The following is a 15419-nucleotide window of genomic DNA, read 5'->3' as shown; positions in this document are numbered from 1 at the left end:
GGGCGGCGTCGAGCCGGGCGGGGGGCGCGTCCGCGCTCGGCGTCGAGCCGCGCCAGGTGACCACCGTGGACGGCTGCACGGTGACGGGGCCGTCCGGGTCGGTGGCCGCGATCGTGATCAGCTCGGTCGTCCAGGTCATCCCGATCGAGGCGGACAGCCTGCTGCGCACCTGCCCGGCGTTGGCCGCCGTGGACGGAGCCAGGTCCTGCGGCAGCAGCGACACGGTGTCGCCGGCCCGGAAGACCTTCCCGGTCAGCGCCAGCCGGATCACCTCCGGCGGTGCGGTCGCGGTGGCCAGCCGGGACCCGGCGACGGTGACGCCGCGCGCGGGCTCGGCGCGCACCGGGGCGACCCCGACCTCGGTGCCTTCGGCCAGCCCCAGGTTCGTCAGCGCCACGTCGTCCACCAGCACCACGCCCGCCGGGGCGCCCCGGTCCGCCGCGGCGGCGAGCGCCACGGTCACCCGGGCCCCGGTGAGGGCCACCGCGTCCCACTGGCGCAGGCCCAGCGCGTCCAGCACTTCGGGGTGCAGCCGCACCACCCCGCGCCTGGTGTCGGCGGCGGACGGGGACAACCGGACGGTCAACGTCAACGAAGCCACACGCCGACAGTACGGCCCGCTCCTGGCGCCCCGTCGGTGCGCGGCACCGCGCACGACCGCGGCCGGATTCGAGGACGGGCGGTCAGCGGGTGTTCTGGTTGCCCCGGTTGCGGCGCAGGCCGAGGCGGCGCCAGCTCAGGCGCGGCCCCTCGGGGCCGCCGGCGCGGCTGCGGCGCATCCGCTGCCGGGCTCCGGCGTGCGCGCGCCGCGGGTGCGGCTGCTGGTGGCCGCGCCGCCGCTGGGTGCGCCTGCGGATGGCGCGCCGTTCGCGAGGAGCCGCCGCCCACGCCTCGGGGTGCGCGGCCAGCCAGCGGTGCCGGTACACGGCGTACGGGATGTGCGCCAGGTACACCACGAGCGCCACCGCGAGCGAGATCAGCGGGAACACGATGACCGCGGCGGCCAGCACGGCCACCAGCACCAGCAGCGGGGCGACCAGCCGTGCGGGAACCTTCGCGGTCTTCAGCGACAGCGTCGGCACCCGGCTCACCGCCAGCGCGGCGACCGCGACCATCCACACCATCACCACCGGCTGCTGCGCCCACCAGCCCGGGTAGCCGAAGTGGGCGGTGAGCACGAGCGGCAGCAGCGCCAGCAACCCGGCCGCGGGGGCCGGGACGCCGACGAAGAACTCCTTGCTGAACGCGGGCTGCTCGGTGTCGTCGAGCAGCGTGTTGAACCGCGCCAGCCGCAGGATCATGCACACCGCGAAGATCAGCGCGGCGATCCAGCCCGCCCGGTTGTCCTGCAGCTGCCACGCGTACAGCGTCAGCGCCGGGGCCACGCCGAACGACATCGCGTCGGACAGCGAGTCCAGTTCGGCGCCCATCCGCGTGGTGGCGTCCAGCAACCGGGCGATCCGGCCGTCCAGCCCGTCGAGCACCGCCGCCACCGCGACGGCCGCGATGGCGCCGACCAGCTGCCCGTTCAGCGCGAACTGCACGGCGGAGAGCCCGGCGCACATCGCCAGCACCGTGATCGCGTTGGGCAGCAGGCGGATTCCGGGCGGGGCGAGGCGGGCGCCGCTCATGCCCGCTCGCCACCCGCCCGCTCGGGCAGTTCGGCGAGGACGGTCTCGCCGCCGACGGTGCGCTGCCCGGGTTCGACGAGGACCCGGCTGCCCGCCGGGACGTAGAGGTCGACCCGGGAGCCGAAGCGGATCAGCCCGTAGGTGCTGCCCGCGGTGGCCCGCTCGCCGCTCTGCACCGAGCAGACGATGCGGCGGGCGACGAGCCCGGCGATCTGCACCACGGCGAGCTCCTGGCCGTCGTCGGTGCGCAGCAGCAGCGAGTTGCGCTCGTTGTCCTCGCTGGCCTTGTCCAGGTCGGCGGAGAGGAACTTGCCGGGGCGGTAGGCGGCCCGCACGATCTCGCCGTCGACCGGCAGCCGCTGCACGTGCACGTCGAAGACGGTGAGGAACGCGCTGATCCGGGTCATGGGCCGGTCGCCGAGCCCGAGCTCGGGCGGCGGGGTGGCGGTCTCCACGTGCGCGACGGTGCCGTCGGCGGGCGCGACCGCGATGCCCGCGCGGCCGGGGGTGACCCGCTGCGGTTCGCGGAAGAACCAGGCGCACCACGCGGTGGCGACGGCGCCGAGCACGCCGGCGGGGCGCCACGCGCGGCGCAGCAGCAGGGTGCCGACGGCGGCGCCGAGCACGAACGGGCGGCCCGCCGGGTGCATCGGCGGCACGGTGTCGCGGGCGAGCTTGGCGAGGTGCGCGAGCGGGTTGCCGCTGGCGGGGGCGCTGCCCCGGTCTGTCTGGGTGCTCATCGAGCTGTACACCCCTGCGTCGGAGGTCGTTACCGCGGCGCGGTGGCTGCGCTGCGGCCGGGCCGGTACAGCATCGCCGACGGGTTCGCGGCCGCTGCGCGAGGGGGCGGAGTCGATCACCGGCCACGGTCGCGCGGCGCCGTGCGCCGGGCGGACCGGGCCGTCGGTGGTGGAGCGCGGGCGGTGCGTCCCGGGAGCGCGGGGCCGGGCGGCGGCGCGGCCGGAGGATCTCCTCGGGACGGGCGCGGCGCGGTGTCTCCGCAGGTGAACGGAAAAGTGGGGGGGGGGGGGGGGGGGGCGGCCGCGGCGCGCGCGCCCCCCCCCCCCCCCCCCCCCCCCCCCCCCCCCCCCCCCCCCCCCCCCAACCGCAAGGCGCCTCCCCGTTGGCGCCGAACGGTCCCCGATGTGGGCCCGTGCACCCCCCGACGGCACACGGAGCCCGGTGTCCGCTCCCTCCCTGGTGAGGAGGGGGCTGACGTCTTGTGAGACGGAGTCGATCGACAGGTTGTTACGCGTTTTCCAGTGTAATTGAGCTCACACGAACTACGTAGCCGCTATCGGAGGACATTGGGCACGAAATTTGTAACTCAGCGTGACAAAACTGGGTCCCCATCACTCACTCGTCCGAGGGTTCCCGGCGGTCGTCGATCCGCATCCGCGCGCCCATCAGCTCGCCGAGACCCCCGTAGGGATCGCCGCGCTCGTCCGTATCGGGCGTGCTGCGCACCTCCAGCTCGGCCACGTCGTCCTCGCCGAGCACCACCGCGTCCGAGCGGACCGTCGAGGAGGACGCGTCGTCCAGGTACAGCTCCAGCTTCAACGACCAGCCCGAGCGATCCTGCACCAGCGTCGTCGCCGCCACGTCCCGGCTGTCCACCCACTGCGCGCCGTCCCGGTCCCGCAGCCGGTCCACCGGGGCGACCATCAGCTCGTCCAGCTCCTCCAGCTCCGACTGCCACATCCGGGCCGAAGCGCCCGCCAGCAGCCGTCGCGCCGTGCTCGCCGAGCTCGGCAGGAACACCAGCCCGCGATCCGTCACCAGCAGGTCGTAGCGCTCGCCCGCGTACTGCACCGGGCTGACGATCCCGGACACCGACGGCTCCGGCTCCGCGGCGGGTTCGCGGGCGTGCTGCAGCGGTACGCCGAGGTCCACCAGCGCCCGGTGCAGCCCGGGCACCAGCCGCGGATCCGCCACCGCCGGGCGCACCAGCCGGTCCGGGTCCAGCGGCCGGCCACCGCTGAGCCGCACCACCGACTCGCCCGCCCAGTCCAGCTCGTGCTGCGCCCGGCCCGCGCACACCAGCGCGTCCACCACGGCGCCGCCGAGCAGCTCGGTGAGCGTGTCCACGGCGGCGTCGTCCACCCGGTCCGGGCTCAGGCCCGGGTTCAGCACCGGGTTGATCAGGTCCGCGCCCTCGCCGCGGTGGATGGCGGCGAGCACCCCGCCGATCGCGGGCGGGCACTCCAGGCCGCTCTGCTCGACCGCCGAGCTCAGCAGGCCCGCCTGCCGGGCGACCTCCGCGGCCCCCGCCTTGCGGGCCAGGTCCGGCCACGGCAGCCGCGGCCCGAGGCCGTCCACGAGCAGCCGGCCCTCCAGCTCGGGAACGCTCTTGCGCGGTTCGCGCAGCAGCGCGAACGCGGGCGCCTCCTCGGGTTCCCGGTCGCCGCCGCGCAGCCGCTTCATCGCCTCCACCCGCTCCCGGGTGGACGGGTGCACGTCGTGCTCCTCGGCGAGGGCCTGCTTGACCCGCTCGGCCAGCTGCGGCTTGCGCTCCGGGTGGTCCATGAACGCCCGGAAGCCCAGCAGCAGGTCCGGGGTGTGCTCGACCTTGGTGGCCATGCTCAGGTACTGCTCGGCGTAGTCGCGCCAGCCGAACTCGATCGCCTTCATCTTGCGCAGCGAGGTGACCGCGGCCCGCTTGCCCGCGGCCTTCACCGCGATGGTGTCCGCGCCGAACCACAGCCGGTCGCCGACCCCGGCAGCCACCGCCGAGTAGGCGCGGGCGTACCCGGTGAACAGCCACTTCACCGGTCCGCCGGTGAGCCCGGTCGCGGTGCGCCGCACGCTGGTCTCCACCCGGTCGGCCAGCACGACGAACTTCCCGGCGCCGACGGTGCGGCCCAGCTCGCGGGCGGTGACGGCGCGCAGTTCGCTGGTGGACAGCCCGGCGATCAGCGGTAACCCGATCTCCAGGTGCCGGGAGCGGACCTTCAGGCCGAGCAGCGCGGTGTCCTCCCGCAGCCGGGCGGTGGGCTGCGAGGTCACCCGGACCCCGTCCGGGGCGGACGCGCCGGACCCCGAGCAGATCGAGTCGACCATCTTCCAGACCTTGGGCTGCGCGCCGCGGGTCAGCTCGACGCCGCGCGGGCGTTCGCGTCTGCGCAGCACGGTCCGCAGCCCGATGCCGATCACCGCGGCCACCACGACCGCGGCGAACCCGGCGCGGACGCCGCCCCCGAAGTCGAGGCGGATGGTGTAGGCCGCTACCAAGAGCAGGCCCAGCACCAAGCAGAGGGGCACGGCGAAGAAGCCGATGTGCAACGCCAGCGCCAAGGTGGCGCGCCAGGGGCCACGCACGGTGTTGAAACTCCCGAGTGAAGGTGTCGACTGCTCGCGGTCCGAACCCGGCGCGACGAGCGCAGCGACGGGAGGTGCGGGGGCAGTCTTAGCGGAAATCAGCCGGACGTCAATCCATCAGAAGTACGTCCACAGTGGAACCGGCGGGCAGTTCCACCGTTTCCTCCGGTACTTCCAGCAGGCAGTTCGCCGTGGCCATCGCGGACAGCAGGTGCGATCCGGGGCCACCGTGCGGGGTGACCTCGTCGGTGGCGGGGTCGTACAGCGCCCTGCGGTACTGCCGCTTGCCGGGCGGGCCCTCCAGCGAGCTGGTCAGCGTCGCCTTCCTGCCGGGCCGCTCGGCCTGCCGGTGCCCGGCCGCGGCGCGCAGCGCGGGCCGCACGAAGACCTCGAAGGAGACCATCGCGCTGACCGGGTTGCCGGGCAGCGTCACCACCGCGGGCCCGCCCCGGTACCGGCCGGCGCCCTGCGGCATCCCGGGCTGCATGGCGACCTTGGTGAACTCGACGCCGTTGCCGGACAGCGAGTCCTTCACCACCTCGTACGCCCCGGCGCTGACCCCGCCGGAGGTGATGATCAGGTCGGTCTCGTCCAGGTGCGGGGCGAGCGCGGCGTGGAACGACGCCACGTCGTCCGGCACGAAGCGCAGCAGCTCGGCGCGCCCGCCCGCCTCCCGCACCGCGGTGGCCAGCATCAGGCCGTTGGACTCGTAGATCTGCCCGGTCCGCAGCGGGGAACCGGGTTCGACGAGTTCCGAGCCGGTGGACAGCACCAGCACCCGCACGGGTCTGCGCACGGGCAGCCGCGCGGCGCCGACGGCGGCGGCGATGCCCAGCTGGGTGGGGCCCAGCGTGGTCCCCGCCGCCAGCACGGCCGTGCCGACCCGCACGTCCTCCCCGGCGCGGCGCACGTGCACGCCGGGTTGCGCCGAGGCGTGCACCCGCACTTCGGCGGTGCCGCCGTCGGTGCGCTCCACCGGCACGATCGCGTCCGCGCCGGACGGCACCTGGGCGCCGGTCATGATCCGGTGCGCGGTGCCGGGCAGCAGCGGCGGGCTGTCGACCCGCCCGGCGGGCAGGTCTTCGGCCACCGGCAGCACCACGGGCTGCTCGGGGCTCGCTCCGGTGACGTCCACGGACCGCACGGCGTAGCCGTCCATCGCCGAGTTGTCGAAGGGCGGCAGCGGGATCGCCGCGACGAGGTCCTCGGCCAGCGCCAGCCCGAGGCAATCGGCGAGCGGCCGGGATTCCACCGGCGCCGGGGTCAGCAGCGCCGCGACCCGCGCGCGGTGCGCGGGCACCGGGGTCAGGCCGGAGGGTCCAGTTGCGTGGGGCACGCCCCGATCATCGGGCATCGGGTACCGGGCTGTCGCCACCGGCGTGCGGAAAGTCGCCCGGGCGCCCGTGGCAGACTGCCGGGCGATCGTGTGAGCGGCGCGGGGAGGGGAGGGGCTGTGCAGGTGCGGAACCGGCACACGCCGTCGTTCGGAGTGTCCCGGCTGCTGCTCGCGCCCGGCGAACCCGTCCGGATCGCCTCCGGTGCGCTGCTGGCCACCAGCTACGGCGTGGCGGTGGAGGTGCGCGGCGGAGGTCTGCTCAAGTCGCTGGCGAAGGGCCGGTCCGCCGCCGTGACCACCTGCACCGCCGGGCAGCAGGGCGGCTGGGTGGACGTGGCGCCCGCGCTGCCGGGTGATCTGCACGTGCTGGAGCCGGACGGCCAGGGCTGGTGCGTGACGGGGTCGGCGTGGCTCGCGTCCGCCTCCGGGGTGCGGTTCGACGAGCAGTGGGCCGGGTTCAAGAACCTCTTCGGCGGGGAGCGCGGTTTCCTCGGCCACGTCAGCGGCCAGGGGCCGGTGGTGCTGGCCTGCTGCGGCGCGCTGGACGTGATGACCTTGCAGCCGGGGGAGTTCCTCACCGTCTCACCCGGGCACGTGGTGGCGTACGGGGATGCGGTGCAGACGCGGTTGCGGCAGCTGGGGCAGGGCGTGGCGCAGTCGTTGAAGACGGGGGAGGGGCTGGTGTTCGATTTCGCCGGCCCGGGCCAGGTGCTGGTGCAGACGCGGGATCCGCGTTCCATGGTGGGCTGGTTGCATTCGCAGGGGTTCGGCGCACCCCGTTCTTGAGCGCGGTATTCGGCGGCGCGGGAATGCGGGCCGCTTTCGGTGGCCGGGTTCGATGCCGGGTCTCGCGGGCGGGCGGCAATGGGGAACGATCTTCATTTCGGATTGCGCCCGCGCTCGTTCCGGATCGGTCCGTCCGGCGGTGCCCGCTGCGCGTTCGCCCGCGCCGCCGGATGCCGGAGCGCGGGTTCCGGCCGGCTTTCGCGCCGCTGCTCCCGCGCCGCTGCGAAATTCGGAATATTCCCTGATTCTCGTGTCGGCGAATCGGCCCAACCGAATCGCTCCGGCTACGCGCCGTGGCTGGGAAATGCACTCGTTCGGAGCAGTATTTCGCGGAAAAGTCGCAATGGTCAACAGCGGACGAACCGGGTCGACTCCGGTAGCGTCATCCGTGCTCCATCGGCGCTTTTTCGGGGCGCTGCGCATCACATTTCAACGAGGAGGACGCCGTGGCGGTCGGCACGGTCAAATGGTTCAACTCGGAGAAGGGGTACGGCTTCATCGCCACCGATGGTGGTTCCGATGTGTTCGTGCACTACTCCGCGATCAACATGTCCGGTTTCCGCACCCTCGCCGAAGGTGACCGGGTCGAATTCGAGGTGAAGGCGGGGCGCGACGGTCGAAGCCAAGCCGACGGCGTCCGCAAGGTCTGAAACCCGCCGCCCAGTGGCCCGCCCCGCAACCGGGGGCGGGCCACTGGGCTCTTCCGGCCCGAACCGGTGGAACCCGCAGACGGGGAAGATCGCGGGACGTTAGGCTCCCTGACGTGTCGGAAGACCTCACCGGGCGCCGTCTCGGCCACTACAAGATCGACGGAGTGCTCGGCCGCGGCGGTATGAGCGTGATGTACCGCGCCACCGATACCCGGCTGGGCCGCAAGGTCGCGCTCAAGATCATGGGCGAGCACATCACCGGCGACGCGGAGTTCCGCGAGCGCTTCGTCGACGAAGCCCGCAACACCTCGGCCATCGACCACGCGAACATCGTGCCGCTGTACGACTTCGGCGAGGTCGACGGCATGCTCTACATCGCGATGCGGCTGGTCGACGGGTCCGACCTGGCCAGCCTGATCAAGGACGGGCCGATCTCGCCGCCGCGCGCGCTGGAGCTGCTCAGCCAGGTCGCCGAGGCGCTGGACATGCTGCACGAGCGCGGTCTGGTGCACCTCGACCTGAAGCCGGCGAACGTGCTGGTGACCTCGCGGGAGTCGTCCAACGAGCACGTGTACCTCGCGGACTTCGGGCTCACCCGCCGCGGCGCGACCGGGCACCGCACCAGCTCCGGCGACTTCCTCGGCTCCCCGACCTACGCCGCGCCCGAGCACCTGCGCGGCGAGCCGGTGGACGGCCGCACCGACCTGTACGCGCTGTGCTGCATGCTGTTCGCCTGCCTGACCGGCGGCCCGCCGTTCCAGGGCCAGGTGCAGGAGGTCATCCAGGGCCACCTGGGCACCGCGCCGCCGTCCGCGCTGTCGCTGGTGGCGCTGCCGGTGGGGCTGGACGAGGTGCTGCGCAAGGGCATGTCGAAGAAGGCCGACCAGCGCTACGACACCTGCAAGGAGCTGATGGCGGCGGCGAAGGCCGCGCTGAACGCGCCGCCGGACGCGCCGACGAAGAAGACGATGCCGACGCTCGGGCCGCCGTCCGGCCCGCAGCAGGTCCAGCCCGCGCCGCCGCCGGCCCGCTCGCCGCAGCAGTCCGGCCCGGTCCCGCCGCCCGCCGCGCCGGTCACCGGCCCGCAGCCCGCACCGTCCGGCCCGCAGCCCGCACCGGGGCCGCAGCAGTCCGGTCCGTACGGCCCGCCGTACCAGCAGCCGCCGCGCCCGATGTCCGGTCCCGGCGCCGATCCGGTGCGGTTGCGCCCGCCGATGCCGGCGCAGTCCGCGTCGTTCGCCACCGACAAGGGCGGTGGTTCGGCGAAGTGGCTGGTGCCGCTGCTGATCGCGCTCGCCGCGATCGTCCTGGTGATCGTGTTCATCGCGCTGGCGTCCTCGTCGAGCGGCGGTTCCGGCGGCTCCGGCGGGGCCACGACGTCGGCCGCGAACTCGTCCTCGGTCGAGCCGAGCGGCCTGCCCACCGAGGTCCCGACGGTCGGCCGCTGAGCATGGCGTCGGCCACCCCGTCGGGTGGCCGCGTACGGCCCGAACGGGGGAAATGCGGCTGGTCGGGGCATCGCGCGCCGAAGCGGCTTGCACTCGCCCGGCGTGAGTGCTAAACCTGGATTTGGCACTCAGCGCAGTTGAGTGCCAGGTCGGGACGGTGAGGCCGTCCGCGCTCCGCCACACGACGGCGGGTGCGCGACCGGTCGTCCGTCGCGGGCACCGAGCCTGGCCGAGCACAGAGTCCTGCCACGGGGTGAATCTGCCTTTCGTGGCGTCCAGATAGGTGGAGGACCACACCGCAATGGCCAAGATGATCGCGTTCGACGAGGAAGCCCGCCGCGGCCTTGAGCGCGGCATGAACACCCTCGCTGACGCCGTCAAGGTGACGCTCGGGCCGAGGGGCCGCAACGTCGTGCTCGAGAAGAAGTGGGGCGCGCCGACCATCACCAACGACGGCGTCTCCATCGCCAAGGAGATCGAGCTCGAGGACCCGTACGAGAAGATCGGGGCCGAGCTCGTCAAGGAAGTGGCGAAGAAGACCGATGACGTCGCCGGTGACGGCACGACGACCGCCACCGTGCTCGCCCAGGCGCTGGTGCGCGAGGGTCTGCGCAACGTCGCCGCCGGCGCCAGCCCGATCGCCCTGAAGCGGGGCATCGAGAAGGCCACCGAGGCGATCGCCGAGCAGCTCCTCAAGAGCGCCAAGGAGATCGAGACCAAGGACCAGATCGCCTCCACCGCGGCGATCTCGGCCGGCGACCGCCAGATCGGCGAGCTGATCGCCGAGGCCATGGACAAGGTCGGCAAGGAAGGCGTCATCACCGTCGAGGAGAGCAACACCTTCGGGCTCGAACTCGAGCTCACCGAGGGCATGCGCTTCGACAAGGGCTACATCTCGCCTTACTTCGTCACCGACACGGAGCGGATGGAGGCGTCGCTCGACGACCCGTACATCCTGCTGCTGAGCTCCAAGGTCTCGAACATCAAGGACCTGCTCCCGCTGCTCGAGAAGGTCATGCAGGCCAACAAGCCGCTGCTGATCATCTCCGAGGACGTCGAGGGCGAGGCCCTGTCCACCCTGGTGGTCAACAAGATCCGCGGCACCTTCAAGTCCGTCGCGGTCAAGGCCCCCGGCTTCGGCGACCGCCGCAAGGCGATGCTGCAGGACATGGCGATCCTGACCGGCGGCCAGGTCATCAGCGAAGAGGTCGGCCTCAAGCTGGAGACCGCGGACCTGCCGCTGCTGGGCCAGGCCCGCAAGGTCGTCGTCACCAAGGACGAGACCACCATCGTCGAAGGTGCGGGCGACGACGAGCAGATCGCCGGCCGGGTCAACGAGATCCGCGCCGAGATCGACCGCTCGGACTCCGACTACGACCGCGAGAAGCTGCAGGAGCGCTTGGCCAAGCTGGCCGGTGGCGTGGCCGTCATCAAGGCGGGTGCGGCGACCGAGGTCGAGCTCAAGGAGCGCAAGCACCGCATCGAGGACGCGGTCCGCAACGCCAAGGCCGCCGTCGAGGAGGGTGTCGTCGCCGGTGGCGGCGTGGCCCTGCTGCAGGCCGCCGTGTCCGCGTTCGACGGCCTCAAGCTCGAGGGCGACGAGGCGACCGGTGCCAACAGCGTCAAGCTGGCCGTCGAGGCCCCGCTGAAGCAGATCGCGATCAACGCCGGTCTCGAAGGCGGCGTCGTGGCGGAGAAGGTCAAGAACCTGCCCGTCGGGCACGGCCTCAACGCCGCGACCGGCGAGTACGAGGACCTGCTGGCGGCCGGCGTGCCGGACCCGACCAAGGTCACCCGCTCGGCGCTGCAGAACGCCGCGTCGATCGCCGCGCTGTTCCTGACCACCGAAGCCGTGGTCGCGGACAAGCCGGAGAAGGAAGCCGCCGGTGCGGCCGGCGGTGGCGACCCGATGGGTGGCATGGGCGGCATGATGTGACCCAGGCCGGTCACCGGGGTTCGCGCTGAATCCCAGCAACCGCACGAGAAGGGCCGTCCCGTTCCGGGGCGGCCCTTCTCGCGCTCCGGGCCCGGCCGGCCTGCGGCCGATCGGGGGACGCTGCGGCCGGACGCGTGGCGCAAGCCGGTCAGGTCGCGGCGTCCGCCGGGACGGTGTGATCTCCTGAGCACCCACGTGACACGTCCGCTCAGGTCGAGGAGGTTCGGGCGAATGGCCATTCCAGGTGCGTTGCGCCGGTTCGGTGGTTCGGCGGCGATCGTGCTCAGCGCCGCGCTGGTCGCCGCGGGTTGCACCGACGCGGCACCGCCACCGCCGCAGCCCGGCGCGGGCGCGGAAGCGGGGCCGTCGTCCTACCCGGCCGAAGGCGTGCCCGAGGTGGTGCCGCAGCCGCAGAAGGCCGAGCGGCTCGGCGACGACGTCGCGGTGCGCGGCAAGGTCGAGCTCGTCGTCGACCCCTTCGTGGACGAACCCACCCGGGACCTGGCGCAGCGCGTGCTGCGCGAGGCCGGTGCCTCCGACGTGGTGGTGCGCGAACCGGGCCCGCCCGCCGAGGACGCGACGCTGCTGGTGCGGATCGGGGACCGGATGGCCCCCGGCGTGGTGAAGGGCCTGCAGGCCAACGGGTGGGGCGCGCCGTCACCGCTGCCCGCGGAGGGCTACGTGCTCGCCGCGCGCGGCGGCCAGGACACCGTGGTGATCGGCGCCGACGACGCGGCGGGCGCCTACTACGGCGTGCAGACGCTGCGCCAGCTCGCGTCGCCCGGCCGGATCGCCGGGGTCGGCGTGGTCGACCAGCCGAACATGCCGATCCGCGGCTCCATCGAAGGCTTCTACGGGAGCCCGTGGACGCACGCGGAACGGATGGACCAGCTGGCGTTCTACGGCGACGTCAAGCTCAACACCTACGTCTACGCGCCGAAGGACGACCCGTACCACCGGGAGCGCTGGCGCGAGCCGTACCCGGCGGACAAGCTCTCCGAGGTGCGCGAGCTGATCGGCCAGGCCGCGGCGCACCACGTGCGGTTCACCTTCGCGCTGTCCCCCGGCCAGTCGATCTGCTTCAGCGACCCCGCGGACTTCCAGGCGCTGCTGGCGAAGCTGCAGGCCGTGTACGACTCGGGCGTGCGGGACTTCTCGGTGCCGTTCGACGACATCTCCTACACCCGCTGGAACTGCGGGGAGGACCAGGCGCGCTACGGCGCACCCGGCGAGTCGGCGGCGGGCCGCGCGCAGGCGGAGATCCTCAGCCGCGTGCAGCGCGAGTTCATCGACACCCACCCCGACGCGCGCCCGTTGCAGATGGTGCCCACCGAGTACTCCGACTACGACGACTCGCCGTACAAGACGGCGCTGCGCGAGGGTCTGGACCCGCGGGTCGTGGCGATGTGGACCGGGGACGGCGTGATCCCGCGGCAGATCACCGTCTCGGACGCGGAGAAGGCCGCGCAGGCGTGGGGCCGGAAGGTGTTCCTGTGGGACAACTACCCGGTCAACGACTTCGACGGCTCCGAGGGCCGGTTGCTGCTCGGGCCGTACGGGGAACGCGAACCGGGCTTGGGCGAGCAGCTCGTCGGTGACGTGGTGAACCCGATGAACCAGGCCGCGGCCAGCAAGGTCGTCGAGATCGGCGCGGCCGACTTCGCCTGGAACGACGACGACTTCGACGCGCAGCGCGCGCACCGCGCGGCGGCGCGCTACCTGGCGACGGACCCGGCGGCGGCGTTGCGCCCGGCTTCGGCGGCCGACCCGGCGACGACGCGGGCCCTGCAGGTGTTCTTCGACCTCAACAGCATGGCGCCGCTGGCGAACGGTTCCCCATGGCTGCCGCCGGCGCCGGAGCTGGCGCGGCGCATCGAGGAGTTCCGCTCCGGGTGGGGCGGCGGGGACCGGGCGCAGGCGCTGAACGAGCTGCGGGACTACGCGCGGCAGATCGCGGACGCCCCGGAGCTCATCCGCGAGTCGGCGCCCGCGGACTTCGTCGCCGACTCGGAGCCGTGGCTGCGGGCCACCGACCTGTGGGGTGACGCGCTCGTGACCACGGTGGACGGCCTGCAGGCGCGGGAGGACGGTGCCGGGCAGGTCGCGGACGAGCGGTTCGCCGTCGCGGCCGACCTGGCCCGCCGGGCCGAGCAGGTGCAGACGATTCCGGGTGAGACCCGGCCGCAGGGCCCGGTGCGCCTCGCCGACGGGGTGCTGGACGTGTTCGTCCGGCAGGCCCCGCAGCTGTAAGCCGGTCGGCGGGGGCTCAGCCCTCCGGGACCAGGACCCAGCAGACCAGGTACAGCAGGATCCCGGTGCCGAAGCCGAGGACGGTGGCGGCGACCAGCGCGACCCGCACCAGGGTCGCGTCGATGCCGAGCAGGTCGGCGGCGCCGCCGCACACCCCGGCGAGCATCCCGTCCCGCCGCCGCCGGAACTTGCGGGGTGCGGCGGGGGGGGGGGGGGGGGCGCCGCGGGCGGGGGGGGGGGGGGGGGGGCCCCCCCGCCCCCCCCCCCCCGCTGGGGGGGGGGGCGGCGGCCCCGGGGTCCGGCACGGGCGGGGGGGGGCGGGGGGGGGGACCCGCCGCCGAGGCCGTCCGGCCCGGTCTCGGTGGTGCCGGTGTCCAGGTGGTTCGTCGTCTCCGTCATGCCACCAGCCTGGTCGCCGGACGGCCCCGGAACATCCGGGGCGACCCCGGTCCGCACCCCTACGCCTTCCGGCGCCCGCCTCCGGGAAGCCCCGCACCCGGACGGTCCGGCACCCCGCCCGTGACATGATCGGCTTCGAACGGAAGGGGTGGCATGAGCCGGTTCAGCGGGTTCCCCGCGCACGTCGAGAAGTACGTCGGCACGGTCCGCGGCGCGGACTCCCGCGGCACCGGCGGGCGCGAGCGCGCGTACCACCTCGTCTACTGCGACCACCGCTCCGGGCCGTACGTGTCGGTGCTGACCAGCGGGCTGCGCGAGCACACGGCGGGCGCCCCGCTGCCGCAGGAGGTGCTGTGCACGGTGCACGCCGACCAGGAGATCCACGGCAGGCACCTCACGGCGGTGGTCGCCGAACTGCTCACCGAGTCGAACAGCCGCGTCGGCTACGGTGCCCTGATCATGAACGACCGCCTGCTGCTGCCGGAGACCGAGATCGCGGGCGCGCTGGCCGCGCCGCACCCGTACCTGGCCGACGAGTTCGACGTGCTGCTGGACGAGGACGGCGGCCCGGTGCTGCAGCTGATCACGCTGCTGCCGGTCACCCGCGGCGAGTCGCAGCTGGTGGCCCGCTACGGCCGGGACGCCCTCTACGACCGCTGGGAGCAGCGGAACGTGGACCTCACCGACATCCGCAGGCCGTCCGCGGCCTGACCCGCGCGAGCCGGGCGCCGCGCGGCCCGCGGGTGGTTACGCTCGCGGGATGGGTGAGTGGCGTTCCCCGGCCGAGGTGGCCGCGGCGCTGGACGCGACCGGGTACCTGCCGGACGAGGGCATCGCCACGGCGGTGTTCCTCGCGCTGCGGATGCACCGCCCGCTGCTGTGCGAGGGCGAGCCGGGCACCGGCAAGACGGAGCTCGCGCGGTCGCTGGCCGCGGCGCTCGGCGTGCGGCTGATCCGGTTGCAGTGCCACGAGGGCATCGACGCCGCGCAGGCCCTTTACGACTGGGACTTCCCGCGGCAGCTGCTGCACCTGCGCACCTTGGAGGCCGCGGCGGGCGGAGCGCTGGACGCGGACGCCGCGGAACCTTCGCTGTACCGGGAGCGGTTCCTGCTGGCCCGTCCGCTGCTGCGGGCGTTGCGGGAAGCGCCGTGCGTGCTGCTGGTGGACGAGATCGACCGCGCCGACGACGAGTTCGAGGCGTTCCTGCTGGAGTTCCTGTCCGAGCACGCGGTGAGCATCCCGGAGTTCGGCGAGGTCCGCGCCGAGGTGCCCCCGGTGGTGGTGCTGACCTCGAACCGCACCCGCGAACTGCACGACGCGCTGAAGCGCCGCTGCCTGTACCACTGGCTGGACCACCCGGACCTGGCGCGGGAGGTCGCGATCCTGCGCCGCCGGTCGCCCGGCCTGGACGAGCGGCTCGCCGCGCAGGTGGCGGACGCGGTGCAGCGGATGCGGGAGCTGGAGCTGGTGAAACCGCCGGGCGTGGCGGAGGCGCTGGACTGGGCGCGGGCGTTGCAAGCGCTGGGCGCCGCCGAGTTCGACCCGGAGCGGGCGGCCGCCGCGCTCGGTGCGGTGCTGAAGTACCGGGAGGACGCGGACCGGGTGCGCGCCGCCGGGCTGCTCGGCTGACGCCGGGCATCATGGAGCGGTGAGCACCACCGCCG

The 15419-nt window shown here is 73.8% G+C and carries 12 protein-coding genes and 1 pseudogene; 7 read left to right on the top strand and 6 right to left on the bottom strand.

Annotated features, from left to right (window positions below):
• From LCD31_RS19500 to glp, 5 genes and pseudogenes are all read right to left on the bottom strand, one after another.
• Window positions 1-601: pseudogene (locus tag LCD31_RS19500) on the bottom strand (ATPase); the annotation flags it as partial.
• A gap of 82 nt (window positions 602-683) precedes the next feature.
• Entirely contained in the window at window positions 684-1631 is a 948-nt protein-coding gene (pssA, locus tag LCD31_RS19495; RefSeq protein WP_224960049.1) for a CDP-diacylglycerol--serine O-phosphatidyltransferase, read from the bottom strand.
• Window positions 1628-2371 (bottom strand): phosphatidylserine decarboxylase, encoded by a 744-nt coding sequence (locus LCD31_RS19490; RefSeq protein WP_224960048.1) that lies wholly within the window; start codon window positions 2369-2371, stop codon window positions 1628-1630. The genes pssA and LCD31_RS19490 overlap by 4 nt, the downstream gene beginning before the upstream one ends.
• Before the next feature lie 616 nt (window positions 2372-2987).
• On the bottom strand, window positions 2988-4949 hold the full coding sequence (locus LCD31_RS19485; protein WP_224960047.1) for a M48 family metallopeptidase: 1962 nt from the start codon (window positions 4947-4949) through the stop codon (window positions 2988-2990).
• A gap of 109 nt (window positions 4950-5058) precedes the next feature.
• A complete protein-coding gene (gene glp / locus LCD31_RS19480) occupies window positions 5059-6303 on the bottom strand; it encodes a gephyrin-like molybdotransferase Glp (RefSeq protein ID WP_224960046.1) in 1245 nt (414 codons plus the stop codon).
• Between the two features lie 99 nt (window positions 6304-6402).
• Here glp and LCD31_RS19475 point away from each other — a divergent pair, with 99 nt between their 5' ends.
• The 5 genes from LCD31_RS19475 (at window position 6403) to LCD31_RS19455 (ending at window position 13355) form a co-directional block, all read left to right on the top strand.
• Window positions 6403-7071 carry a TIGR00266 family protein gene (locus tag LCD31_RS19475; protein ID WP_224960045.1) on the top strand — a complete coding sequence of 223 codons (669 nt, stop codon included), beginning with the start codon at window positions 6403-6405 and terminating at the stop codon, window positions 7069-7071.
• Window positions 7072-7517: 446 nt separating this feature from the next.
• Window positions 7518-7721 carry a cold-shock protein gene (locus LCD31_RS19470; protein ID WP_184483357.1) on the top strand — a complete coding sequence of 68 codons (204 nt, stop codon included), beginning with the start codon at window positions 7518-7520 and terminating at the stop codon, window positions 7719-7721.
• A 113-nt stretch (window positions 7722-7834) separates the two neighbouring features.
• Window positions 7835-9169 carry a serine/threonine-protein kinase gene (locus LCD31_RS19465; protein WP_224960044.1) on the top strand — a complete coding sequence of 445 codons (1335 nt, stop codon included), beginning with the start codon at window positions 7835-7837 and terminating at the stop codon, window positions 9167-9169.
• A gap of 301 nt (window positions 9170-9470) precedes the next feature.
• Window positions 9471-11105: a chaperonin GroEL gene (gene groL / locus LCD31_RS19460; protein ID WP_224960042.1), complete on the top strand. Its 1635-nt coding sequence runs from the start codon at window positions 9471-9473 to the stop codon at window positions 11103-11105.
• 231 nt (window positions 11106-11336) lie between these two features.
• Complete coding sequence (locus LCD31_RS19455) at window positions 11337-13355, top strand: beta-N-acetylglucosaminidase domain-containing protein (RefSeq protein ID WP_224960040.1); 2019 nt, start codon at window positions 11337-11339, stop codon at window positions 13353-13355.
• A gap of 16 nt (window positions 13356-13371) precedes the next feature.
• On the opposite strand, the gene LCD31_RS29640 is transcribed toward LCD31_RS19455, so the two are convergent.
• Window positions 13372-13881: a PspC domain-containing protein gene (locus tag LCD31_RS29640; RefSeq protein ID WP_308015857.1), complete on the bottom strand. Its 510-nt coding sequence runs from the start codon at window positions 13879-13881 to the stop codon at window positions 13372-13374.
• A 26-nt stretch (window positions 13882-13907) separates the two neighbouring features.
• On the opposite strand from LCD31_RS29640, the gene LCD31_RS19445 reads away from it, so the two are divergent.
• The gene (locus LCD31_RS19445) at window positions 13908-14465 is read left to right on the top strand and encodes a suppressor of fused domain protein (protein WP_224960036.1); all 558 of its coding nucleotides are present in this window, start codon (window positions 13908-13910) and stop codon (window positions 14463-14465) included.
• Between the two features lie 49 nt (window positions 14466-14514).
• On the top strand, window positions 14515-15384 hold the full coding sequence (locus LCD31_RS19440) for a MoxR family ATPase (protein WP_224960034.1): 870 nt from the start codon (window positions 14515-14517) through the stop codon (window positions 15382-15384).
• Window positions 15385-15419 lie beyond the last annotated feature (35 nt).

Origin of the sequence: Saccharopolyspora sp. 6M, assembly GCF_020176775.1 — a bacterium.
Lineage (GTDB): Bacteria > Actinomycetota > Actinomycetes > Mycobacteriales > Pseudonocardiaceae > Saccharopolyspora_C > Saccharopolyspora_C gregorii.
The sequence above is the reverse complement of the archived record's forward strand: the minus strand, read 5'-3'. Positions and strand labels throughout refer to the sequence as shown.

What these genes read in the sequence shown, in the direction of transcription:
- LCD31_RS19445 (WP_224960036.1), top strand. Translation starts at nt 13,908, where the DNA reads ATGAGCCGGTTCAGCGGGTTCCCCGCGCACGTCGAGAAGTACGTCGGC.
- glp (WP_224960046.1), bottom strand. Translation starts at nt 6,303, where the DNA reads ATGCCCGATGATCGGGGCGTGCCCCACGCAACTGGACCCTCCGGCCTG.
- pssA (WP_224960049.1), bottom strand. Translation starts at nt 1,631, where the DNA reads ATGAGCGGCGCCCGCCTCGCCCCGCCCGGAATCCGCCTGCTGCCCAAC.
- LCD31_RS19490 (WP_224960048.1), bottom strand. Translation starts at nt 2,371, where the DNA reads ATGAGCACCCAGACAGACCGGGGCAGCGCCCCCGCCAGCGGCAACCCG.
- groL (WP_224960042.1), top strand. Translation starts at nt 9,471, where the DNA reads ATGGCCAAGATGATCGCGTTCGACGAGGAAGCCCGCCGCGGCCTTGAG.
- LCD31_RS29640 (WP_308015857.1), bottom strand. Translation starts at nt 13,881, where the DNA reads ATGTCACGGGCGGGGTGCCGGACCGTCCGGGTGCGGGGCTTCCCGGAG.
- LCD31_RS19455 (WP_224960040.1), top strand. Translation starts at nt 11,337, where the DNA reads ATGGCCATTCCAGGTGCGTTGCGCCGGTTCGGTGGTTCGGCGGCGATC.
- LCD31_RS19440 (WP_224960034.1), top strand. Translation starts at nt 14,515, where the DNA reads ATGGGTGAGTGGCGTTCCCCGGCCGAGGTGGCCGCGGCGCTGGACGCG.